This window comes from Actinoplanes sp. NPDC048988 (assembly GCF_043197815.1).
Classification (GTDB): domain Bacteria; phylum Actinomycetota; class Actinomycetes; order Mycobacteriales; family Micromonosporaceae; genus Actinoplanes.
Genome location: NZ_JBICTW010000016.1, coordinates 171,692 through 194,522 on the forward strand (window position 1 = coordinate 171,692; position 22,831 = coordinate 194,522).

The following is a 22,831-nucleotide window of genomic DNA, read 5'->3' on the forward strand; positions in this document are numbered from 1 at the left end:
CCGAAGATCCGCACGTGATACTGAAGGGCGATGGTCCCACCCGAAGCACCAGTGATGCGCCGCTGCCCCCGCTGCGGCCACCTCACGCGCGCCGACCGCATGGTCAAGGGCTTCGGCCGCGACTGCGCCACCCAGCTGGGCCTGACCGGCCGCTCCATCGACACCGGCCACGAGGGCCCCGACCTGCTCGACGTCCTCCGCGAGCAACTGGACGAGGAAGACGCCTGCGACGGCTGGGACCGCCCGGCCGACCGCCCCTAGTCGTTCCAGATGACGCCGAACGCCGCGAGCACCCCCATCGCGATGAACGCCCCGCCGACCACGAACGCCAGCACCTGGGTGAAGACGGACTGGAAGGCCGCCTCCCGCGGGCCGGTCGCACGCCCGAAGACCTCCCGGCTCGCGCGCGAGCCGGATCTCACGAACCGCAGGCGACCGACGATCACGGCGACGCCGGCGACCGCCATCAGCCCGTAGAGGATGCGCTCCATGGTGGCCTATCCGTCGGTGGGCAGCGTCGGGAGCAGGGTACGGCTACGACCGGGCCGGGGGTACGCCTCGGCCGCCGCGGCCAGGCGCTGCGCGTGGTCGCGCTGCCGCTGCCAGTGCCCGTAGAGCGCCCCCCGCTGCGACAACCGGTCGACCTCGCTGATCGTCTCGGGGGCGACGTCACCCGGCGGGGCGTCCCGCCACGGCGTACCCGGCAGCGGCATGAAGGTGTGGGCGTGGATCCGGGCTCCCAGATCCGCGAGCTCCCGGGCCAGACCCAGCGACGCGTCCACGTCACCCTGATCCTCACCCGGCATCCCGAAGATCATGTCCACGTTGATCTGGAACCCCTCCTCGATGCCGAGGCGCGCGGCCCGCCGTACCTCCTCGACGCCGTGCCCCCGCTTGGCCGCACCCAGCACCCGGTCCGACCCGGACTGCGCACCCACGATGATGTTCTTGTTGTCGCAGTACTTCTTGACCAGCCGCAACGCCTCCCGGCTGACATGCTCGGGCCGGATCTCACTCGGAAACGAGCCGAAGAAAACCCGTCCGTTCGGCCCGATCCCCTCCCGGCAGGTGGCCAGCAGCTCCTCGACGGCGGCCAGGTTCGGCTCCTCACTCCGACTGCCGTAACTCATCGCCGTGGGCGTGATGAACCGAACGTCGCGAAGCCCACGCTCCCGCATCCGATCCACATGCCACCGCACGTTCTCCACGCTGCGATGCCGAAACCGCGCCGAGAACATGAACGGCGTCTGGCAGAACCGGCACGCGTAGACACAACCCCGGGTGATCTCGAGCGCGTTGAACCGCCCCCATTTGAGCGCGAACCCCGGAAAGTCGTTGAGATCCCGCTGCCTGGCCTTGCCGCTCCGCTTCACCTCGCCGGCCGCGTCCCGGTAGGCCAGCCCGGTGATCCCGGCCGGATCCCCTTTGGCGTCGACCAGGCTCAGCAGGGTGGACTCCCCCTCGCCCACGGCCGCCATGTCCCACCCGGCGTCCAGCGTCTGCACCGGCTCAGCGGTGGCGTGCACTCCCCCGGCCAGATGCGTGACGTTCGGCCCGTCGGCGAGCCCGCGGATCTGCTTCAGCTCCTCGGCCAGCGCCGCCGCATCGGGCGAGTAGAAGGACCAGAGCACGAGGGTACGGACGTCGCCCGCCTCCCGGATGTGCCGCGCGGTCTCCTCCACGTCAGCCCCGAACCGCACCTCGTACCGGGTGGCGGTCTCGTGCTCACCCAGCGCGCCCAGCAGCACATGGAAGCCATACGTCACCGCCTTGCGGTAACGCAGCACCAACACCAGCTCCGGCTCCATGGCCGCGATTTTGCCAGAGCCCGCGGCGAGCCGGGTGGTGCCGCCCTTGCCGTTGGTGCCGGAGTCCAGCGCGCCCCGGCGCCACTCTCGACGGCCAGTCCCCCGTCCGTCACGGCCACGACCGTACCGGGGCCCCGATGGCCCGGGCAGTGCTCGGAAGCCGCCTTGCGACAGGAGGCGGCGGTGGCCCTCGACCGGCGGGAAAACCGGGATGGATTTCGACATTGAACCCGGCGGTTCAGTGTTCTATGGTGAACCATATGGTTCAGCAAGCGGCCCTCGATCGCGTCTTCTCAAGCCTGGCCGACCCGGTACGGCGTGAAGTTCTGATCCGGCTCGGTGAAGGGCCGGCGACCGTGGGGCAGCTGGCCGAGCCGGCCGGGATGAGCCTGACCGGGATGAAGAAGCACCTGCGGGTGCTCGAGGAAGCCGGGCTCATCGTCACCGAGAAGGTCGGGCGGGCGCGGGAGTGCCGGCTCGCGCCGGCGCCGCTGGACGACGCCATGAACTGGATCAGCTTCTACCAGCGTCTCTGGGCTCGCCGCCTGGACGGGCTGGACGTCTACTTCACGCTCCGGAAAGGGAACGGCGACCATGACGCTTGACATGCGAGTGACGCGGCAGCTGCCGGCGACGCCCGAGGAGGTCTTCGACGCGTACACCGACGCCGAGAAACAGAAGATCTGGTTCAGCATTCTCGATGAGGAGCCCGGCATCGTCGAGATCGAGGTGGACCTGCGGGTCGGCGGCCGGCAGACCGCGGTGTGGGGCCCCAGCCCGGACGCGCTGTTCCGCGAGACCCAGACCTTCGTCGAGATCGACCGGCCGCACCGGCTGGTCACCGACTCGACCGGCTCCGGCCCGGACGGCACCACCATGACCACCCGCATCGAGATCACCTTCGAACCCCACGACGGCGGCACCCTGATGACCGTCGTCCAGAGCGGCTTCCCCGCCCCCGAGATCCGCGACTTCTTCACCGGCGAGGTCTGGACCGGCGCGCTCGATCGCATCGAGGCCTTCCTGACGGCGAAGAGCGATGCCTAAGACCGTCCTTCTCATTCTCGCCGTCGCCGTCGCGGTCGCCGTCAACCTCCTGGTGTACGCCGTGGGGCGCGCCGCCGGGGGAACCTTCCGCTTCACCACGTCGGGGGAGCCGGCCGAGGTGGACGCCCTCACCGTCGCCGGGTTCAGCGCCGTTCCGTTGCTGATCGGCTTGACTGCGGTGGCCCTGCTCGGCCCGTGGGCCGCCCGCACCGCGCTGGTTCTGGCCCCGCTGCTGGCCCTGGCCACCATCCCGCTGCTGACCCTGCCCGCCGACTTCGACACGGTCAGCACCGTGACGCTCGCCCTCTGCCACCTCACGCTCGTCCCGTTCGCCGTGGCCGCGATCCGCGCCCTCGCGCCGCTCCCTCGGCGGGTTCGGTTAACCGAACCCGCCGACTAGCGCCAGCACCGATGACCGGCGGGCCCGTTCCGGCCAGGCTCGACGGCATGGAGAACGTCGTACAACTCGAGAACGTCGACCGCCGGTTTCCGCGGGGGATCGTCGCTCTGCGGAACGTGTCATTGGCCGTACGGGCCGGGGAGTTCGTCGCCGTGATGGGGGCGACCGGGTCGGGCAAGAGCACGCTGCTGCACTGCGCGGCCGGGCTCGACCGGCCCAGCTCCGGGTCGGTTCGGCTGGCCGGGCGGGAGGTCAGCCGGATGCGGGAGGGGCCGCTCGCCCGATGGCGGCGGGATCGGGTCGGGTTCGTGTTCCAGTCGTACAACCTGCTGTCCGAGTTGACCGTGGCGCAGAACCTGCGGCTTCCCGGGCGGCTGGGCGGGCCCCGGCGGCGCGGGGTGGACGAGGTGCTGGCGGCGGTCGGGCTGGCCGGGACCGGGAAGCGGCCGGTCGGTGAGCTCTCCGGCGGGCAGCGGCAGCGGGTGGCGATCGCCCGGGCGCTGATCACCGGGCCGTCGGTGATCTTCGCGGACGAGCCCACGGGGGCGCTCGATCCGGCCACCGGCGGCCAGATCCTCGGTCTGCTGCGCGGGGCGGTCGACCGGGACGGGGTGACGGTGGTGATGGTGACCCACGATCCGGGCGCCGCCGCCTGGAGTGACCGCCTCGTGCTGCTGCGGGAGGGTGCCGTCACCACCGACACGGCCACCCCGGACGCGGCCGCCATCGCCGACCGGCTGCGGGCGGTGGCCGCGTGATCCGGCAGGCGCTGCGGCGCAATCCGTGGTCGTTCCTCGGCCCGTTCTCCACTCAGCTGCTGGCGGCCGCGCTGGTCGCGGCGGGGCTCGGCATCGGCGAATCGGTGGGTGAAGGGGATCTGGCCGACGTGGCGGTCCTCTTCGTCATGATCGCCATCTATCTGTCGATCATCATCGTCGGCGTGACGATGAACGCGACCATCGCCCAGCAGGCCCGGGACATCGCTCTGGTGCGGGCGATCGGCGCCACCCCGGGCCGGGTGCGCCGGGCCGTGGCCTTGCAGGCCGCCATCGTCGCCGTGCCCGCGACTCTGCTCGGCGTTCCGCTCGGCGCCTTCGGCGGTCGGCTGTGGATCGACGGCGTTGTCGGGCACGGGCTCGCCCCGGCCGACCTGACCTTCCACTCTCATCCCGGCGCGCTCCCGATCGCGCTGGCCGTCACCGTCGGCACCTCGCTGGCCGGCGCGCTGATCGCCGCGATCCGCCCGTCCCGGATGCGGCCGGCGGCGGCGCTGGCCGAGTCGGGCGCGCCGCGACGGCGGATCGGCCTCACCCGTACGGCCGCCGGTCTTGTCCTGGTCGCCGGCGGGGTCGTGCTGTCCGTCGCGATCGCCGATCTGGACGCGGAGACCACCGGCGACCTGGGTCTGTTCGTCATGCTCGCGCTCTGCGTCGGCGCCGGACTGCTCGGCCCGGCCCTGCTCAAGCTCACCGCGCTGGTGGCCCGGGCGTTCGGCGACACCGGGCGGATGGCGGGAGACACGATTGACGTACGGGCGAAAGCGCTCTCCGGCGCACTGGTGCCCCTGACCCTGGCCATCGCGTTCACAGCGGTCAAAGTGATCATCTTGAAGACCACCGAGCACGCGACGGGTACGCCGGCACCGGCCGCCGAGACCTGGCTGGAATACACCGGAACCGCCGTCTACGTGGCCTTCGCCGCCGTGGCCGCCGTCAACACGCTGGTGACCGTCGTGCTGGCCCGCCGCCGCGATCTGGCCGTCATCCAGCTGGCCGGCGCGACGAGGGGGCGCGCGCTCGCCGTCGTGATCTGCGAGGCTCTGCTCGTGACCGGAACCGCCCTGGTGGTCGGCGCGGCCGTGGCCGCCACGACGACGTTGCCGATGCTGCACACCGCTCTCGGCACCTGGACCCCGCACGTGCCCGCCACCTGGTTGCTGACCGGCGTCCTGGCCACGGCCGCCCTGGTCTTGGCCGGCACCGCCCTGCCCGCCGCCCTGGCCATGCGCCGCCCGCCGATCGAGGTGGTCTCCTGACCACGGCCCGCTGGAGCCGGGCCGGCGCCACCGCCGGGACCGCGGTGACGGCGTGGGCCACCGGCCGCGCCTGGCGGGAGCTGGCCTACCTGGTGTCCGGCGTCGTCCTCGGCCTGCCGCCGTTCGCGCTGGCCCTGGTCGGCGTCGTCGCCGCGGCCGCGTCGGTGCTGACCGTCGGCCTGCCCCTGCTGGTCGGGGTGCTGGCGCTGGCCCGGCTCCTCCCCCGCTACTTCCGGGGCCCGGCCCACCGGATGCTCGGCTGGGAGTGGGGCGACCCGCCGCCGTTGGCCGGGCGAACCCTGTGGGGCCGGATCCGCGCGTTGCCCAGCGACCCGACGGCCTGGCGTGCCCTGGCCTACTGCCTGGCCCACTGGCCGATCACGGTCGCCGGCGCCTACCCGGCCCTGGTCTGCGTGGTGCTCGGCCCGATCGGCATCACCTATCCCCTGTGGTGGCCGGCCGTCCCCGACGGCTGGCTGTTCGACAGCGACTCCTGGGCCGGCACCTGGCAGGTGGCGGGGCAGGGCCTGGCGCTGCTGCTCGCCACGCCGTGGTGGCTTCGCTTGATGGTGCTGACAGACCGGTTTCTCGTCCGGGGTCTGCTGCACCCCAGCCGGGCCCAGCAACGCATCGCCGCCCTGGAAGCCGGCCGCGCGGCCCTGCGGTCGGACGCCGCCGCGCTCCTGCGGCGGGTGGAACGCGACCTGCACGACGGCACCCAGGCCCGGCTGGTCGCGCTGGGCCTGACCCTGTCCCGCATCGAGGCCCGCAGCTCGGAAGACCCGGTGCGCGCGCTGGCCTCCGACGCCCGCGACACGGTCACCGAGGCTTTGGCGGAGCTTCGCGACATCGTACGGGGAATGCACCCGCCCGCCCTCGACGACGGCCTGGAGGTCGCCCTGACCACCCTGGCCGCCCGCAGCGCCGTCCCCACCCAGGTGAGCGTCTCCCTACCCGGCCGCCCACCGGACGCGACGGCGTCGGCGCTCTACTTCGCCGCGGCCGAGCTGATGACCAACATCGCCCGCCACGCCGGCGCGACGAGGGCCCACATCGAGCTGCGCGCCGGCGACCGCCGCCTGCGCCTGACGGTGACCGACAACGGCCACGGCGGCGCGGCCACCACCGGGACGGGCACCGGACTCGCCGGCCTGGCGCGGCGGGCGGCGGCCCTCGACGGCGAGCTGACCGTGGACTCCCCCACCGGCGGCCCGACCACTGTGACCATGACCGTCCCCGAGGAGGGCTGACATGCGCGTGATGATCGCCGAGGACAACCCGCTGCTCCGCGACGGCATCGCCCTGTTGCTCGGCGAGAACGACATCGAGGTGACGGCCGCCGTCCCGGACGCGGAGGCGCTGTTGCGGGCCGTCGCCGCCGACCCGCCGGACGCCGCGGTCGTCGACGTGCGCATGCCGCCCACGCACACGGACGAGGGCTTGCGGGCGGCGTTGACGATCAGATCCGCGTACCCCGCAATCGGGGTCCTGGTCTTCTCGCAGTGGGTCGAGACCGGTTATGCGCGCCGCCTGCTCTCGGACAACACCGGCCACGTCGGCTACCTGCTGAAGGACCGCATCGTCAGCACCAGCGAGTTCATCGGCGCCCTGCGCCGCGTGGCCGGCGGCGGCACCGCCCTCGACCCCGAGGTGGTGCGCCAGCTCCTGGCCACCCCCGCCGTCGACGCCGGCCTGGCCCGCCTCAGCGACCGCGAACGCGAGATCCTGGCCCTGCTGGCCGAGGGGCGCTCCAACGTGGCCATAGCCGAACACCTGCATCTGGTGGAGCGCAGCGTGGAGAAGCACGTGACGGCCATCTTCACCAAGCTCGACCTCCCCCAGGCCCGCACCGACCACCGCCGAGTCCTGGCCGTCCTGCGCTACCTACGCTCCTGACCGATCCGCCAAGCCGCGTCAGGTCCACGGTGCGCACTCGGGTTCTGCCCGTCCCGGCCGGCCGTCGCTACTCATCCGGCGTCCCGGTCGTGGGCCGAGAGCTAGACGCCGTGCTTGCGGAAAGCGGCCGGCGCGAGGGCGGCCAGCAGAGCGTCCCCATGATCGTCGCCGGTGGGCGACGGCTCTTCGCGGAAGAGTGGCGGGCACTTTTCGGCCGGCTCCCACCGATACTCCTCGGGAAGCTCTCAGACGTACTTCCATCTGACTTTCTCGTCCTGCTGGCGACGCAGGTTTTCGGCGAGATCAGTCATCGCCATCGGCCGATGTTCCACGGATCCTGATCCTACGAGTCGGCGCACCGGCCGCGATTGCGATCGGCCCGCCGATCGGCTGGCTCACTCGGGGACGTTCGCATGACGGCGGTGCTGCGGTGTCCGCGCTTCGTCGGGGCGGGGGCGGTGCCAGCTAGCGGCGCAGGGCCTCGAGCGGTTCGATGCGGGCGGCGCGCAGCGCTGGGTAGGCGCCGGCGAGGAGGCCGGTCACCGTGCCGATCAGTGGGGCGGCCAGGGTGGTGGCCGGGTCGAGGACCGCCGTCCACTGGTTGGCCAGGGCGACGACCACCGTGACGCACACGCCGATCGTGCAGCCGACCAGGCCGCCCAGGGTGCCGAGCAGGGCCGACTCGGTCAGGAACTGCCACGCGATGTGGCGGGGGCGGGCGCCCAGCGAGCGCCTGATGCCGATCTCGTTGGTTCTCTCCATGACGGCGACCAGTGTGGTGTTCGTGATGCCGGCCGCGCCGATGATCAAGGTCAGGCCGGCGAGCAGCAGGAACAGGGTGTCGAGGTTGCCGGCGACCTGGTCCTGGATCTGGCGCGGGTCCGGCGGGGGTGTGGCGGCCAGCAACTCGGGCCGGTCGGGGCGCAGGGCGCGCGGCGCCTGGGCGGCGATCAGCGGGGCGGCGCCGAGGCGGGTCTCGATCAGCATGCCCGGTGGGGTGTCGACGCTCGGCGGTCCGTACTCGGCGCGGGCCGTGCCGGCCGGGAGCAGCACCTTGAGCAGGGCGTCCGGGTTGCGCTGGACGGCGTCGAGGATTCCCACGACGGTGTATCCGACGCCGTCGACGAAGACGGCCGGCGCGGACGCGACGTTGGCTATGCCGAGCTGGGCCGCGGCCGCGGAGCCCAGCACCGCGACCCGAAGCTTGCGCTGGTCGTGGAAGCGGTCGAAGAGCACGCCGCTTCTCAGGGCCGGGTGCAGCGCCCGCAGGTAGCCCGGTGACACCGCGTCGGTGGCGATGGGATGGGACGGCGCGATCGGCGACGCCGACACCTGGGGCTGCTTCTTGCTGAAGACGGGCCAGGTCACCCCGGCGTGCACCACGCCGTTGAGGCGTTCGATCCGGGCGTCGGCGTCGGCCGGGAAGTCGTCGACCGTACGCCGCACCTCACGGTCGTGCGGGGTTCCGACGTCCTGCACGACGACCTGGGTGGCGGCCAGCTCGGTGAAGTCGCGGGAGATCTGGCCGGAGGCGGTGGAGGTCAGGCCGAGGGTCAGCGTGAAGGCGCCGACGCCGAGGATCGTGCCGATCATGGTGAGCAGGGTGCGGCCGGGCCGCTGGCCGACGCCGGCCAGCGCCTCGCCGGCCAGGTCGCGGGCGCGCAGGCGGGACGGCTTGATCGGGCTAGGCATCGGTGAGCCGCCCGTCGCGGATGCCCACGACCCGCTCGGCGCGGGCGGCGACCGCGGCGTCGTGGGTGATCATGACGATGGTGACCCCGTCGGCGTGTACCTGGTCGAGCAGGTCGAGCACCGTGGCCGAGGTGACCGAGTCGAGGTTGCCGGTCGGCTCGTCGCACAGCAGCAGACTGGGCCGGTTGACCAGCGCCCGGGCGATGGCGACCCGCTGGCACTCGCCGCCGGACATGGTGGCCGGGAAGGCGTCGAGTCGATGGGACAACCCGACCCGGCTCAGCGTCTGCCGGGCGGTCCGGGTGCGCTCCCGGGCCGCGACTCCACTGTAGAGCTGGGCCAGGGCCACGTTCTCCGTCGCCGTTCGGTGCGGGATGAGGTGGAAGGACTGGAAGACGAAGCCGATCCGGCGGCCGCGCAGCGCGGTGCGTTCCCTTTCACGCAGCGATTGCGTGTCGACGCCGTCGAGGCGGAGGGTGCCCTCGTTCGGCCGGTCGAGGAGACCGAGCAGGTTGAGCAGCGTCGACTTTCCGGAGCCGGACGGGCCGATCACGGCCAGGAACTCACCGGCCGCCACGGCGAGGTCGACCGGCAGCAGCGCGTGCACCGGCGGCGGGCCCGGGTAGGCGCGGCTCACGCGGGTCAGTTCCAGGACGTTCACCCGATCACCACCTCGTCACCGGCGCGGAGCCGGGCGCCGGCGGCCGGGCGCACCTCGACGAGGCCGTTGGCGTCGAGCCCGGCGGCGACGGGTACGCGGGTGCGCCCGCCGGAGGCGTCCAGGACGGTGACCGCCGTGCCGCCGTCCTGACCGGCCGATACCGCGGCCACCGGCACGACGAGCACCGGGCCGCCGGTCGACGCGGCGTCGACGGAGATGCGGACGTCCTGACCGAGCCAGCCCTCGGGCAGCGCCGGCTTCGGGGTGACCGTCAGCGGATGGCCCGCCGGGCGGGCGGCGGCCGGGTCCTGCCCGGGACCGGCCGTGCCACCCGCCTCGTAGGCGCCGATCGCGGTCACCGAACCGGTGCCGCGCTGGTTGAGCTGCTCGGCGTCGAGTCGCACCGCCATGCCGGGCTTCACCAAGGACTTCTCGGTCGGCGGGAGGATGCCCCGGACGGCGAGCTTCCCGGTGTTGAGCGTGACGAGCGGCGCGGTCACCGGGGCGCCGACGCCCCCGCGCAGCCGCTCCAGCCGCGCCGGGAAGCGCGGCACGAAGACGAACTCGTTGAGCGGCATCATGGCGCCGGTGGTGGCGACCAGCCGGGCCTGGTCCTGTTTCGCGGCCGCGAAATCCTCCCTCGCGTAGGTCAGGGTTTCCTTCGCCCGGTCGCTTTCCTGCTTCGCCCGGGCGACCGCGCCCGGGTCGGCCGGGGTGGCGGCCCGGGCCGCCGTCAGGCCGCTCTCGGCCTGAGCGGCCGCCTCCTCCGCGCTCGACACCGCCCGCCGCGCCTGGGTGACGGCGCGCTCCGCGGTCCGCGGCGTGGTCTCCGCGCCGCCTGTGGTCGGCACGTTGTAGCCCAGCTTCTGGTAGAGCCTGGTGACAGCCCGTTTGGTGCCCGGCCCGAACTCGCCCCGCGGGTCCCGGTCGGCGTATCCGAGGCTCCGCAACGCCTTCTGCAGCTGGGCGACGTCCCCGCCGCGGTCACCGGGGCGCAGGTCGCGGTAGGCGGGCACCGCGCCGGGCAGCGCGATGAGCGGCCGGCCCGACACCTCGACGAGGACCTTGCCGGCGGCCACGGCGGCGCCCTGCCGGGCCGGGGTACGCGTGACCACCAGAGCGCTGGCGCCCTGCGCCGCGGTCGGGGTGACGGTCAGGGAGGACTCGGCGGCGACCGTGCCGCGCAGCACCACACTCTTGCGAAGCACCTGCTCGGTCACGGCGGCGGTCAGCGCGCTCGGCGCCGGCGGGCCGTGCTCGGCGGCGAGCTGGGCCGGTGACTTCACCCGTGTCGAGGCGATCAGGCCGGCGGTGGCGAACAGGGCCGTGGTGACGACCACCGCGATCAGGAAGCGGTGCCGCCGAAAACCAGGGCCGCGGACAGACATGGACGGGCCGACCTGCGTGGTCATCGTTTCCCCCGTGGATTCGGATCTCACATTGGCCTGTTTCTATCATCGTCCCGCTTGCCGCGCCTTCGCAATCCCGTTCGCATTTCGATCATCGACGGGATGATCGAAAGGTGAACCGGGCTGCCCGTTGCAGGTTTCTGCCATTCCGGGGAGCGGCCTTGCCGGAATGTAAATGAGACGCCTAGCATCCAGAACCAAGTCGTAATCGACGGGGTTCCGGCCGGAGCCATGCACCTCAGGGAACGCATGCAAGGTCAGAAGGTTCGATTGCACACACGGGGAGGAAAAATGCGCAGAATCATTGCTGCGCTCGTGGGCACCGCGGTGGTCACCGCGGGAGCCGTCGGCTTGTCGACACCGGCGCTCGCCACCGACGCGCACGCCGACTGCTACGGCGCGTACAACGGCAACGGCGACGCCTGCTTCTTCTATCGGGACGGCCTCAAGGGCTCGTACGTCGGCATCTCCGACAACTCGGTGAACGACGTGATGAACCCCTGGGTGGTCTTCATGACGTCGACGCCCAGCAGTGACGGCAAGGGCAAGGGCATCGGCAACGCCGCCGGGTCCGAGCTCAACGGCGACTTCAGCTACTCGCTGCGGATCTGGGAGCACGCGGGCTGGTGGGGCCGTTACGACACCCTGCCGCCGAACACCTGGATCGGCCACAACCAGGGCGTGACCATCAACAACGAGCGGTCGTTCTCGCTCGTCTAGCCGCTTGACCGGAGTCGCCGGCGCCCGGCGCCGGGCGCCGGCGGCTTCACGCCTCACGGGGGAGTCACTGTGTTGTTGAGAGCCGCACGCTTCGTCGCGGCGGGAATCGTCCTGACCATCTGCGCCTCGGCCTGCGGTTCCCATGCCGCGCCACCGGCCGGCGACCGCAGCCGGTTCACTGTGGACAGCCCGCCGCCCGCCACCTTCACCCCGTCCACCGACGGCCCGGCCGGGCTCACGTTCCCGGTCGACGCCTACCGCGCGACCGCGTCGCAGAGCCTGGCCATCGAGAACGCGACGCAGATCCTGATAGCGCGGTGCGCGAAGCAGTTCGCGGTGACCGTCCCGGTCCAGCTACGGGCGATCGAGCCGGTACTGAGCTACCGCCACCTGTACGGCGTGACCGATCCGGCCGAGGCCCAGCGCTGGGGCTACCAGGTGCCGCCGGGGCAGGCGCCGGCCGCCCCCGCGGCCGCCGAAGCGGAACCGGTCTCCCGCGACGACATGACAGTGGTCTCGGGCTGGCCGCAGGGCCGGATCGGCGACCCCGCTCACCCGCCGGCCGACCTCGTCCGCAACGGCCGGAAGGTGCCGGTCGGCGGCTGCCGCGGCGAGGCGACGCGCACGCTCGGGCTGCGCGCCAACGAGAATCCGCAGGAGTCGCCCACGGTGCGCGGCATCGCCGACAGCGCCAGCCATCAGGCACAGGCCGACTCCCGGGTGACGGGGGCCTACCAAGCCTGGTCCCAATGCATGAAAGATCGGGGATTCAATTATCAGAGTCCCTGGGAGCCGATCGACAAGGTGTGGCCGAAGCCGACCGCCGGAGAGGAGACGAACACGGCGGTCGCCGACGTGGCCTGCAAAAAGAAGGTCGATCTGATCAGCATCTGGCATGGCGTCGAGGTGGCCTACGAAAAGGTCCTCATTCAGCGGAACCTGACGACGCTGACCGAAGAGAAGAAACGATTCGACGTGATCGCCGAAAAGGCGGCGAAGGTGCTCGCCGAGGGGGCGTAAAAAAATGGGCCGGCCGTGATCACGGCCGGCCCATTCAGGAATTACCGTCAGTCCGTTCCGGTCACCGTGAACGGCAGCTTCACCGTGGCCGCCGACTCGGCGCCGGTCAGGGTGACGCCGGTGGCGCCGGGCTTGGCCGCTCCGGGGACGCTGACGGTCTCGCCCGAGACGATGCCGTCGGCGTTGGCCCGCAGGGTCGTGGTGGTGAGGCCGTCACCGAAGGTGCCGGTGACCGTCTCGTTCGGGGCGAAGCCCGAACCGTCGACCGTGATCGCCGTGCCGCGCGGGCCCGACGTGACCGACAGGGACGCCTCCGGGGCCGTGGCCGGCGGAGCGGACTCGGCGGCCGCCTTGAGGGTGGTCGCCGTCGCCGCCGACGCCGTGCCGGTCACCGTCACGGTGAAGGTGGCCGTCCGGCTCGACTGCGCGTCCCACGCGGTCACGTGCACCGTGTAGGTGCCGGCCTGGGCGTACGTGTGCGCACCGCTGATCACCCCGCCGGTGACCGTGGCGCCGGCCGGCGCCGTGCCGTCGCCCCACTGGACGCGGGCGTTCGTGCCGGTCGTCGTGCCCAGCTGGGCCGTCAGCGACTGGCCGGCGGTAACCGTCTGGTCGGCCGGTGCCGTCAACTCGAGCGCCGGCGGCGGCGTGCCGTCGTCGGCCACCGCGAACACGTGGATCCGTCCCGCCGAGCCGGGGTCACCGGACTGCGTCGGGAGGGTCACCGAGACGAGCGTCTTGCCGGCCGGGATCTGGTAGGGCGCGGTGGCGAACAGGAACGGCTGCGCGTTGTCCCGGCTCGTGCCCAGCAGGCGGTACGCCGACTTGGCCACGATCACATTCCCGTACGACGGAGTGCCGTTGGGGTTGCCCCCGAGCGTCCAGTCGCTCATCTGGATCGGAAGGGATGCCGTGGTGCCGTCGGAGAACCTGGCGACGCCGGTCGTGCTCTGGTTGCCCTGGGTGCCGGCCCCGATGAACGAGATGCTCTTGGCGTCGGCGGGCAGGTTGAGCGTGATCGTCCGGCCGTTGCCGGTCGCGTTGTCCGGCTGCCCGGCCGGGATGGCCGGCGGGGTGAAGTGCAGCGCGGTTCCGGGCACCGTGGCCTGCTTGCCCGGCGTGACACCGGCCGCGGCGAGCGCCGTGGCCGAGTACGCCCAGTTCTTGGCGTCGCAGTTGGCCGCCCGCACCCCGTCCTCGCCGATGCAGACGTTGTCGAACGCCCGGACGAGCCCGCCCGCCGGCGCGTACGCCACGTCCACCCCGACCGTGGCCGAGCCCTGGCTGACGCCGTCGGTCACGGTGACCGAGGCCTGGTAGTAACCGGGCTCGGCGTACGTGTGGGAACCGCTCACGCTGTAGACCGCCCGCGAGCTGAGCGCCGTCGTGCCGGCGGTGACCGGCGTGCCGTCACCCCAGTCGATCGTCGCCTTGTATCCGCTCGCCGTGCCGCCCGTGACCGTGGCCAGCGGCACCGACACCGCCGCGCCCGAGGTGGCCGGCACCGCGGACACGCCGTCCACGGTGACCGCTCCGCCGCCGAGCTCGACGTCGCCGCCCGCAAGCAGCTCGATCTCCGCGAGTGAAACCGAAGCGGCGCTTGATTTACCGACGACCAAGCGGAACTGCGAGAAGCTGCCCGGCTTGGCGATGGCGAACGGCCGGGTCTGGTTACGCCACGCGAAGACCTCACCCTTGCGCGAGTCCACTGTGGTCCACGTGACCCCGTCCTTGGACCCCTGGAGTTTCCAGTCCGTGGGGTCGCCGGCCACCGCGCCCGAGGTGAGCGTGTAGTAGGTCGGCGTCTGCTTGCCACCCCGGTAGGCCCAGGTGACCGTCGGCGTGGCCGAGTCGAAGGTCAGCTGCGTGCTCGACGAGTCGTCGAACAGCTGCGCCGCGTTCGTGGTGCCGAGGCCGGGGCCGGTGGTGTCCTGCAACGGCTTCGGCTTCTCGGTGCCCTCGGTCAGCGACGGCGGGGCGTCCTTGGCCGCGGAGCCCCACGACGACGGGTTCGGTCCCATCGCGAACTCGATGGTGCTGCCCGTCCGGAAGATCGACGAGTCGACCGTGGTCGAGGTGTACTTGCGGCCGTCGACCTTCACGCTCTGCACGTACACGTTCTTGGTGCTGTTGTTGGTGGCCTTGACCGTGAGGTCGCCGCCCGGGCGGTGCACGGTCATCTGGGTGAACTGCGGCGAGCCGAACGCCCAGCCCGACGAGCCGACCTGCAGCGGGTACAGGCCGAGCGAGCTGAGGATGTACCACGACGACATCTCGCCGTTGTCCTCGTCACCCAGGTAGCCCTGCCCGATCTCACTGCCGACGTAGAGGCGGCGCAGGATCTCGCGGACCAGGGACTGCGTCTTGGCCGGGGCGCCCACGTAGTCGTACATGTAGGGAATGTGGTGCGAGGGCTGGTTGCTCATGCCGAGCTGGCCCATCCGGACCGCGCGCGCCTCGAGGATCTCGTGGATGATGCCGCCGTAGCCGCCGGGGTGGTCGGCCTTCTCCGGCGTGGCGAAGAACTCGTCGAGCTTCTTCTCCAGGGCCTCCCGGCCGCCGTACAGATTCGCCAGTCCCTGACCGTCCTGCGGCGCGGTGAAAGCGAAGTTCCAGCCGTTGGTCTCGGTGTAGGCGCCGCCCCAGTCGAGCGGGTTGCTGTCGAGGAACGTGCCGGTGGCGGTGCGGCCCTGGAAGAACTTCGACTTCGGGTCGAACATGTTGACGTAGTTGCGGGCCCGGTTGAGGAAGTACGTCGACTCCTCGGCCAGCTGCGCCCGTCGCGCCTTCGGCGTGGCCGGGTCACGCGAGAGGTCGTACGCCATGTTGCCGATGCCGTAGTCGTTGATGAACCCCTCGAGGGCCCAGGACACCGACTCGCCGGTCGTGGTCGGCGTGTAGCCGAGGAACAGCGAGGTCTCGATGCCCTTGCGGCCGACCGCGCCGCGGCCCGAGGCCACTGTCGCGTCCTTCACGGCCGAGTCGTAGGCGGCGAGGGGGTCGGGGAGCTTCACATAATTGACGTACGCCTCGGCGAGCGCCACGTTCGCACTGGTGCCGGTCATCAGGTCGGCGTAACCGGGCGACGACCACCGGGCGACCCAGCCCCCGTCGCGGTACTGCTGGACGAACCCGTCGGCGATCTTCCCGGCGATGTCCGGGTAGAGCAGCGTGTAGGCCGGCCAGACCGTGCGGTAGGTGTCCCAGAACCCGTTGTTGACGTAGATCTGGCCGTCGGCGACCTTGGCGCCGGTCGTGGTGGCGGTCGACGCGCCGGTCGCCGCCGACACCGGGCTCGCGTACTGCCAGCGCGGCGCGGCCGCGGTGCCGGTGTTCTCCGACTGCGAGTTCGGGTAGAGGTTCAGCCGGTACAGGTTCGAGTAGAGGCTGACCAGCTGCGTCTCGGTGGCGCCCTTGACCGAGATCCGGTCCAGCCGGTCCTGCCACGCGGCGGTGGCGGCGGCCCTGATCTCGTCGAAGCTCTTGCCGGTGGCCTCGAGGTCGAGGTTCTTGTGGGCCTGGTCGACCGAGAGGAACGACGTCGCGAAGCGCACGGTCACCCGCGGGTTCGCGGCCAGGTCGAAGGTGGCGGACGCGGCCGCCGTGCCGGTCGGCGCGCGGTCGAAGGCGCCGTACACGAACATCCGGCTCCGGCCGGCGGACAGACCGCTGCCGTTGTCCACCCAGCCGGTGAAGGTGCCGTCCGCGGCGTACGTGAAGGTCCCGTTGTGGAAGACGAGGGCACCGATGGTCTGCCCGGCCGGGAACGTGAAGTCCATGATCGCGGCGTGGTCGGTGGGCGCCATCCGCGCGGTCAGGCCGTTGCGCAGCTTGACGCTGTAGAAGTCGGGCCGGGCGATCTCGTCGTCGTGGCTGAACGGGACGGCCCGGGTGCTCGGCGTCCCGGTGGTGTTGCCACCCGCGAGCACCGGCATGATCGACATCTGGTTGCGGTCACCCATCCACGGGCTCGGCTCGTGCGAGATCGCGAGACCCTGCAACAGCGGGAGGTTGGCCGCGTTGTTGGCGCGCTGGTAGTCGTACTCCCAGGAATCGGACGTGGCGTTGGTGACCGGCGTGAGGAAGTTGAAGCCGTTCGGCACGGCCGACAGCGGCAGGTTGTTGCCGCGCGAGAAGCCGCCGGTCGCGTTGGTGCCGCGGCGCGTGTCGACGTAGTTGGTGAGGACCGAGCCGTCGATGGCCGCCGGCGTACCGGTGACGGTGACGTCGTCGATCCAGCCCTGGAACCGCGTCGCGGCGGTCGCGCCCGGATTGTCGTACGAGAGCAGGATCCGGTCGATCGTCTTGCCGTTGGCGACGGCGCCGAGGTCGGTCTGCACCGCGTTCCACTCGTCGGCGAACAGCGCCTTGGCCGCGCCCTGCCCGGCCGCGGTGAGCGCGTTGCCGTGCTGGTCGACCGGCGAGCGCTTGCTCAGGTAGCTGCCGTCGGTGAAGTGCAGGTCGAGGGCCGCGAAGGTCGACGGGTACTGCAGGTTCTCCCCGGTGAGCTCGGGGAAGATCTTGTAGCTCAGCCGCGACTTCGGGCCGACCGGGATGGTGACGTCGAAGAGCTTGTTGGTGGCGTACGAGCGCCCGTCCACCTCGGAACCGCCGGCGTACCGCAGCGACGCGACACCGGTGAACCCGGCCTTCGGCAGCATGTTGGCCCCGCGGACCGGCCCGTCGGCGACGACGCTGACCATCGGGGTGGACGGCGGCAGCACGTTCGAGCCGTCGCTGATGTCCCAGTCGGCCAGCTGCACCAGCGAGTCACCGGAGTTGGCGGTGACGTTCAGCCGGTAGTAGACGTACGGCGTGGTGTTGGTGAAGGTGTACGTGTTCGTCGCGTACCGCCCGCCGAAGCTCTGGCCGGTCCGCTTGTCCAGATCCTTCCAGGCCGAGCCGTCGTTCGAGCCCTGCAGCGCGAAGTCCTTGGGGTCGCGCCCGGGCGCGTCGTTGGCCGAGGTCAGCGAGTACTTGACGACGGTGACCGGCGCCGCGAGCTGGTAGGCGGCCCAGCCGGTCGGGCTGAAGACCAGCCACTTGGTCGACGTGTCGCCGTCCTTGAGCTTCACCGCGGTCTCGTTCGGCGCGTTCTCGCCGCTGGCGGTCACCGCGGTGACCTGGCCGAGAAGGCTGCCGGGGAGCCCGGTGCGGATCGAGCCGGTCAGGTTGCCCTGTACCGGTTCGCCGGCCGCGTCGAGCTCGGCGGTGCTGGCCGCCGGCTGCTGGTCGCCGGTCTCGAACGACGAGCCGAAACTGCCGGGTTTCACGGCTGCGCTGGCCGCGGTGGGGATGCCGAACAGGCCTATCGGTAGCAGAAGCGCACCGGCGACGGCAACCCACCGCCGTGGCAGGACAGGGTTCATGCCTACTCCACTATGTAATCGAAGATCGCCAGCTTCACCTCCGCCTGACAACGTTGTCAAGAAAACTTCTCGAAATCGGCCCGAAACAAATCCGGCTTGGCCCCTGTGGCCATCCCCTCGACGGCGTGGGCCGCCTTGGACGCTGGTCCAACACCACGCGTACCTCATCCCCGGCGAAGGATTTCCGCACGTTCCCGCCGGTACAGAGTGATGACATGGATGAGACCTACGCCTACCGTCCGGCCGTGGCCGCCGCCCGCGACCGGGGCCGCACCCTGTTCGCCCAGACGATGGGCTACGTCGCCGCGACCACCGCGCTGTTCGCCCTCGGCGCCTACCTGGGCCGCGACCTGTCCGGCCTGGCCGCCTTCCTGGCCTGGCTGGGCGCGTTCGCCGCCCTGATCGCCATGCAGTTCAGCGTACGGAGGTCCCGGCCGGCCACGGTCGCCCTGCTGGCCGCGTTCGGCCTGCTGATGGGCGTGGCGGTCGCCCCCACGATCGTCTACTACGCCACCACCGACCCGCAGGCCGTCTGGCAGGCGGGCGCCGCCACGGCCCTGTTCGTGGCCGGCTTCGGCGCCGCCGGCTACGCCACCCGGCGGGACCTGAGCGCCGTGGCCCGCATCTGCTTCTGGGCCCTGCTCGCCCTGATCGTCTTCGGCATCGTGCTGATCTTCGTCAACATCCCGTACGGCTCGCTGATCTACTCGATCCTCGGCCTGGTCATCTTCGCCGGCTTCATCATGGTCGACTTCCAGCGCCTGCGCCGCTCCTCGAACGTCGAAGCCGCCCCGCTCATGGCCGCCGCCATCTTCCTGGACATCCTCAACGTCTTCCTGTTCTTCCTGCGCATCTTCCGGGGCGGCAGCCGCTGACCCCGCGGCCAGCGCCTCCTGCTGGACCGCGGCGCCCCCTCGGCCCTGCACTACTTCCTGGTCGACGACGTCACCGCCACCGTCGACCGCCTCCGCGCCGCCGGCACCCCGATCGAGTCCGAGCCCCACGTCATCTTCACCCACCACGACGCCCTCCTCGGCCCACCCGGCACCGAGGAGGTCCACGCTTTCCTCCGCGACACCGAGAACAACCTGGTCGGCCTCGTCGAGCACCGCCCGCTCTGACCTCGTCGAAGGCGGCCCGAAACTGGGCGAAGGTGTCGGCCACGCGGTGGGAGGACGCGGTCGTCGCCGATTCAAGCGACTGCGGGCTCGCCGGGGGTGGCGTAGTCCAGCATCACCGTGTCCGGGCCGGCCGCCGTTCTGGATGCGCAGCACGTCGAGGTAGGAGGCCGGCAGGCGGCATCTCGGCGTCGACGGGTGGGCCGGTCCACGCCGGCGGGCCGGGTTCGAAGGGGGCCGTCATGAGTGGTGGCGGGAGCGGTGGGCGGCCAGCACGTCGAGGCCGAAGTCGTTCGACGGGTCTCGCCACACGGAGTGGGCGTGGTTGGCGCCGCGCTGCGTGTTGTCCCATTCGATCAGCAGCCGTGAACCCTGCACGCGGTAGTAGTGGGGCGCCCCGGGCTCGGTGGAGCCGGCCCAGGCGAAATGCGCATCGTCGACGGTGTACGCCGTGGGCACCGGCACACGGTCGAAGTAGGTTCCGAGCAGGGCATCGAGCAGGTCGCGCTGCCCGGCCGTCAGGTCGGCGCCGGGGACGCCCTTCGGCCGTGCCGTGTACTTCAGCGCCTCGTGTTCCCGGTCCCCGTAGCCGGCCGCGTCGTCGATGGCGTCGCTGGCCGCGCGCAGCTTCGCCCACTCGGCCGGGTCGGCGAAGGCGGAACGCCAGATGCCGGCCAGCGGAATCACCCGGTCGCCCTCGGCGATCGTGCTGCGGTTACCGGTCACCAGGTCGGACGGGGCCTTCGCCGACAGCAGGGCGCGGTCCCCCAGCGACACCGCGAGTTCCCGGGCCAGGTCTTCGACGCGGCCGAGCGGCCGGTTGGCGGCGCCGCCGAGCAGCGGTGACGTCGCCGGGTCGGCGCCCATGAAGCACGGCGTGGCCGAGACCAGTTCGCCGTCGGCGACCAGGTTGTTCAGTGACACGTGATGGCCGCCGAACCGCCAGCCCCACGTGCCCTCGCCGGACGGAGTACCGAAGACCCGCAGGTAGTACAGGCCGGGGTCGCGGCCGCGTTCCCGGTCGAAGCGGGCCGTGAAGCCCTCGGTGTGGTCGAGGACGTTCTCCAGGCCGATGATCGTGGCCACCGTGACGTAACCGGCCCGGGACAGCCCCGAGGCGACCAGCTTCATAGCCGCCCGCTGCTGCGCCGGCCGCTGCTCGTGCAGGGTGAGCCCGCCGTGGTCGGTCGGCGTGTAGAACCAGCGCAGCCGCTCGCCCCCGTCCACCGTCCCGGTCGCGGCCGGACGCTGCGTGGCGTCGAGCAGGTCCAGCCACGACAGCGCGGCCGACGTCATGGCCGCGGCGACCTCGCGACGAGTGGAACGGCGGGAGTCAGTCATGGCCTCAATCTATCCTCGCCTTTGTGGCGCCCGTCACACGACAGAAGGAGGCGCTGAGGAGCCGGGCTACGTCAACTACGACCTTCACCAGGGTACGGAGGATCCGGCGGCCTCTTCTTCTACGAGAACTGGGAGTCGGCCGAACCTGGACGCCCACCTGGCGACGCCGCATCTGGTCCACTTCGCCGAGATCATGGGTGGGCTCTCGACGAGAAGGGTTGAGCGAGCTCGAAGAGCGGGTCTACGTGGAGGTGCTCAGCGGGCGCGCGGCCGCGGTTGCCGCGTTCGCCGACCGTACCCAAGCGGGCTTGATTGAAGTCCGGGCGGCGGTGGACAAGCTCCGCGAGCAGCGGCTCGTCGCGGTGGACGGCGACCGGGTGTCGCCGGCGCCACCCGACCTGGCCATCGACTCGTTGCTGCTCGACCGGATGTGGCAGTTGCAGGAGGCCCGTCTCGGGCTCGGCGAGCGGGTGCGCCGCCAGCGTGGTGACAAGCCCCCCGATCAGGGCGTCGAGGCGGTGGTCGGCGCGGCCGAGGTCAGTCAGGTCTTCGATCAGGTGCTGCGCGGGGCCCAGGAGGAGGTTTTCGGCTTCGACTGGCCGCCCTATCTGGGCGCCTGCCACGACAATCCGGCCGAGTTGGCGTTGCTGGCCAAGGGCGTACGGTTCCGGATCGTCTACGACCGGCGCACTCTGGAACGGCCGATGGCCGCGCAGCGGATCGGCGCCCGGGTGGCGGCCGGCGAGCAGGCCCGGGTGGCGGCCGGCGAGCAGGCCCGGGTGGCGGCCGGCGTCCCGGCCAAGCTGGCGGTGGCCGACGGCCGGATCGGCATGCTGTCGTTCCCCGGTCCTAGGTAGGGGCCGATTCTTGGCTGCCGCGGAGCTCGGAGGGCTCTTCCGCCCCTGGCGAAGAAACGCCATGACGGAACTCCGCCACATTTGTTAAGACTCGTCACCTCCCCGCAACAGGGCGGCGATCAGCGCCCCTTTGCCCGCGGTGTACGCCTCCCGATCGTCCGCGTACCGCTGCGCCAGCTCCACCTTCAGCTCCGCATAGCGCCGAGCGTCCTCCGGGTGGCTCCGCAGCCGATCCCGAAACGCCAGCACGTCGGCGAACCGCCGGGACCCCACCGGAACGAGATGCAGATGGTGGGTCCGCCGAGCCGGATCCGGCTTGCAGAACCAGTGCATGACATCAGTCCGATAGGGCGCGTAGAGATAGTCGAGCCCCGCCACCAGCTCGATACAGCCCCGGCTCGACTCGAGGTCCCGAACCCCCACCATGATGTCGATGATCGGCTTGGCCGTCATCCCCGGAACAGCAGTGCTCCCCACGTGGTGCACCCCGCCCTCGACATGCTCCCCCAGCACTTCCTTGAGAGCCGCCGCTTCCCGCTCGAACCGCTCCCCCCACACCGGGTCGTAGGCCTCAAGCCGAATCCGCTCATCCGTCATGCCCCCACCCTGCCCCACCCGCGCCGACCCCGCTGCCCGCGAAGAACTCCTGCACGACTGAGTTGCCATATATCCCGCACGCGAAGCTGTGTTCCTGGTGGCTGGTGACCAGTCAGGCCAATGGCAAGCTTGGTATCACATGGCGATTCCCCTGGCAGATGACCGTTTCACCGAGCACTTGGCAGCCCGGAAGCAAGAGGAGCAGTCATGACGAAGCCCACCAACTGGCGTGACGTCAAGGCCAAGGCGCGCGCGACCGACCGGCGTGGGACAGCGATGAGCGGGTGGCTCGCCGTCAACAGATGCGGGAGCAGATGCTCGCTTCGGTGAGCGGGGCCCAGCTGGCCGAGATTCGTCAGCAGCTCGGGGTGACCCAGGTGCAGCTGGCCGAGGCGACGGGCCTGTCGCAGGCCCCGCATCAGCCAGATCGAGAACGGCGACGCCGTCAGTCTCGACACCCTCCGGGCCTATGTCACCGGCCTGGGCGGCCAACTCGACGTCGTCGCCCGGATCGGCAACATCCAGCTCAACGTGGCCTAGTTCGCACCTTGCCCGATCAAAAAAGCGGGCGTGAGCGGACCGAGGTCAGGAACGGGTCGCCGGTGGCCGAACGCCAGTGCTCCGCCGGAGACGCTGGTACACGCGATCGAGGGCGACGGCCGGGAGATCGCCAACCTGAACGATACCGGGCACGGGTGGGACAACGTGGCCATTTTCGACTGGAGCGGCCGGGTTAATCCCTCGCTGCGCTGGGCAAGCTGATGATCGGCGTCCGGCGGGCAGTTTGCGCCGGGCGCTCCACAGTGTCGGTTCTCACGGCATACTGAGCCTGTTCAGGGTGCTCTACTAGACGAGTCACCG

The 22,831-nt window shown here is 71.3% G+C and carries 21 protein-coding genes; 13 read left to right on the forward strand and 8 right to left on the reverse strand.

Annotated features, from left to right (window positions below):
• Positions 1 to 54 precede the first annotated feature (54 nt).
• Complete coding sequence (locus ACGFJ7_RS36585; protein WP_360254000.1) at positions 55 to 261, forward strand: hypothetical protein; 207 nt, start codon at positions 55 to 57, stop codon at positions 259 to 261.
• Here ACGFJ7_RS36585 and ACGFJ7_RS36590 read toward each other — a convergent pair.
• On the reverse strand, positions 258 to 491 hold the full coding sequence (locus tag ACGFJ7_RS36590) for a hypothetical protein (protein ID WP_360254002.1): 234 nt from the start codon (positions 489 to 491) through the stop codon (positions 258 to 260). The genes ACGFJ7_RS36585 and ACGFJ7_RS36590 overlap by 4 nt on opposite strands.
• Positions 492 to 497: 6 nt before the next feature.
• Positions 498 to 1,808 carry a TIGR04013 family B12-binding domain/radical SAM domain-containing protein gene (locus ACGFJ7_RS36595; RefSeq protein WP_392646497.1) on the reverse strand — a complete coding sequence of 437 codons (1,311 nt, stop codon included), beginning with the start codon at positions 1,806 to 1,808 and terminating at the stop codon, positions 498 to 500.
• Between the two features lie 260 nt (positions 1,809 to 2,068).
• On the opposite strand from ACGFJ7_RS36595, the gene ACGFJ7_RS36600 reads away from it, so the two are divergent.
• Genes ACGFJ7_RS36600 through ACGFJ7_RS36630 form a run of 7 tightly spaced genes read left to right on the forward strand, consistent with a single transcriptional unit; the run spans position 2,069 to position 7,186 of the window.
• Positions 2,069 to 2,413, forward strand: coding sequence for a metalloregulator ArsR/SmtB family transcription factor (locus tag ACGFJ7_RS36600; protein ID WP_360254006.1), 345 nt, complete (start codon positions 2,069 to 2,071; stop codon positions 2,411 to 2,413).
• Complete coding sequence (locus ACGFJ7_RS36605; RefSeq protein WP_360254008.1) at positions 2,403 to 2,855, forward strand: SRPBCC domain-containing protein; 453 nt, start codon at positions 2,403 to 2,405, stop codon at positions 2,853 to 2,855. Before ACGFJ7_RS36600 ends, ACGFJ7_RS36605 begins: the two co-directional genes overlap by 11 nt.
• A complete protein-coding gene (locus ACGFJ7_RS36610) occupies positions 2,848 to 3,255 on the forward strand; it encodes a DUF6069 family protein (protein WP_360254010.1) in 408 nt (135 codons plus the stop codon). The genes ACGFJ7_RS36605 and ACGFJ7_RS36610 overlap by 8 nt, the downstream gene beginning before the upstream one ends.
• A gap of 47 nt (positions 3,256 to 3,302) precedes the next feature.
• On the forward strand, positions 3,303 to 4,013 hold the full coding sequence (locus ACGFJ7_RS36615) for an ABC transporter ATP-binding protein (protein ID WP_360261274.1): 711 nt from the start codon (positions 3,303 to 3,305) through the stop codon (positions 4,011 to 4,013).
• Positions 4,010 to 5,290, forward strand: coding sequence for an FtsX-like permease family protein (locus ACGFJ7_RS36620; protein ID WP_392646500.1), 1,281 nt, complete (start codon positions 4,010 to 4,012; stop codon positions 5,288 to 5,290). Before ACGFJ7_RS36615 ends, ACGFJ7_RS36620 begins: the two co-directional genes overlap by 4 nt.
• A 44-nt stretch (positions 5,291 to 5,334) precedes the next feature.
• Positions 5,335 to 6,540: a sensor histidine kinase gene (locus ACGFJ7_RS36625; RefSeq protein ID WP_392646501.1), complete on the forward strand. Its 1,206-nt coding sequence runs from the start codon at positions 5,335 to 5,337 to the stop codon at positions 6,538 to 6,540.
• A 1-nt stretch (position 6,541) separates the two neighbouring features.
• Entirely contained in the window at positions 6,542 to 7,186 is a 645-nt protein-coding gene (locus ACGFJ7_RS36630) for a response regulator transcription factor (protein WP_360261268.1), read from the forward strand.
• Positions 7,187 to 7,651: 465 nt separating this feature from the next.
• On the opposite strand, the gene ACGFJ7_RS36635 is transcribed toward ACGFJ7_RS36630, so the two are convergent.
• From ACGFJ7_RS36635 to ACGFJ7_RS36645, 3 genes are read right to left on the reverse strand one after another with little or no spacing between them, the layout of a single operon-like run.
• Positions 7,652 to 8,878 (reverse strand): ABC transporter permease, encoded by a 1,227-nt coding sequence (locus ACGFJ7_RS36635; protein ID WP_360261266.1) that lies wholly within the window; start codon positions 8,876 to 8,878, stop codon positions 7,652 to 7,654.
• Entirely contained in the window at positions 8,871 to 9,539 is a 669-nt protein-coding gene (locus ACGFJ7_RS36640; RefSeq protein ID WP_392646503.1) for an ABC transporter ATP-binding protein, read from the reverse strand. Before ACGFJ7_RS36640 ends, ACGFJ7_RS36635 begins: the two co-directional genes overlap by 8 nt.
• Complete coding sequence (locus ACGFJ7_RS36645) at positions 9,536 to 10,951, reverse strand: peptidoglycan-binding protein (protein WP_392646505.1); 1,416 nt, start codon at positions 10,949 to 10,951, stop codon at positions 9,536 to 9,538. Before ACGFJ7_RS36645 ends, ACGFJ7_RS36640 begins: the two co-directional genes overlap by 4 nt.
• 288 nt (positions 10,952 to 11,239) lie before the next feature.
• Here ACGFJ7_RS36645 and ACGFJ7_RS36650 point away from each other — a divergent pair, with 288 nt between their 5' ends.
• Together ACGFJ7_RS36650 and ACGFJ7_RS36655 are read left to right on the forward strand one after the other, a co-directional pair.
• Positions 11,240 to 11,668, forward strand: coding sequence for a hypothetical protein (locus ACGFJ7_RS36650; RefSeq protein ID WP_360261260.1), 429 nt, complete (start codon positions 11,240 to 11,242; stop codon positions 11,666 to 11,668).
• 69 nt (positions 11,669 to 11,737) lie between these two features.
• On the forward strand, positions 11,738 to 12,688 hold the full coding sequence (locus ACGFJ7_RS36655; RefSeq protein WP_392646507.1) for a hypothetical protein: 951 nt from the start codon (positions 11,738 to 11,740) through the stop codon (positions 12,686 to 12,688).
• Between the two features lie 47 nt (positions 12,689 to 12,735).
• Here ACGFJ7_RS36655 and ACGFJ7_RS36660 read toward each other — a convergent pair whose 3' ends face one another.
• Positions 12,736 to 18,057 (reverse strand): GH92 family glycosyl hydrolase, encoded by a 5,322-nt coding sequence (locus tag ACGFJ7_RS36660; protein ID WP_392646509.1) that lies wholly within the window; start codon positions 18,055 to 18,057, stop codon positions 12,736 to 12,738.
• 215 nt (positions 18,058 to 18,272) lie between these two features.
• On the opposite strand from ACGFJ7_RS36660, the gene ACGFJ7_RS36665 reads away from it, so the two are divergent.
• Together ACGFJ7_RS36665 and ACGFJ7_RS36670 are read left to right on the forward strand one after the other, a co-directional pair.
• The gene (locus ACGFJ7_RS36665) at positions 18,273 to 18,932 is read left to right on the forward strand and encodes a Bax inhibitor-1 family protein (RefSeq protein ID WP_392646511.1); all 660 of its coding nucleotides are present in this window, start codon (positions 18,273 to 18,275) and stop codon (positions 18,930 to 18,932) included.
• 45 nt (positions 18,933 to 18,977) lie between these two features.
• The gene (locus ACGFJ7_RS36670) at positions 18,978 to 19,178 is read left to right on the forward strand and encodes a VOC family protein (protein WP_392646567.1); all 201 of its coding nucleotides are present in this window, start codon (positions 18,978 to 18,980) and stop codon (positions 19,176 to 19,178) included.
• 237 nt (positions 19,179 to 19,415) lie between these two features.
• On the opposite strand, the gene ACGFJ7_RS36675 is transcribed toward ACGFJ7_RS36670, so the two are convergent.
• Entirely contained in the window at positions 19,416 to 20,516 is a 1,101-nt protein-coding gene (locus tag ACGFJ7_RS36675) for a DUF3500 domain-containing protein (protein ID WP_392646513.1), read from the reverse strand.
• Positions 20,517 to 20,734: 218 nt separating this feature from the next.
• Between ACGFJ7_RS36675 and ACGFJ7_RS36680 the strand changes: the two genes are divergently transcribed.
• On the forward strand, positions 20,735 to 21,373 hold the full coding sequence (locus tag ACGFJ7_RS36680) for a hypothetical protein (protein WP_392646515.1): 639 nt from the start codon (positions 20,735 to 20,737) through the stop codon (positions 21,371 to 21,373).
• 84 nt (positions 21,374 to 21,457) lie between these two features.
• Here the strand turns inward: ACGFJ7_RS36680 and ACGFJ7_RS36685 are convergent, their stop codons facing one another.
• Positions 21,458 to 21,970, reverse strand: a complete 513-nt coding sequence (locus ACGFJ7_RS36685; RefSeq protein WP_360261248.1) for a GrpB family protein — start codon at positions 21,968 to 21,970, stop codon at positions 21,458 to 21,460.
• Positions 21,971 to 22,831 lie beyond the last annotated feature (861 nt).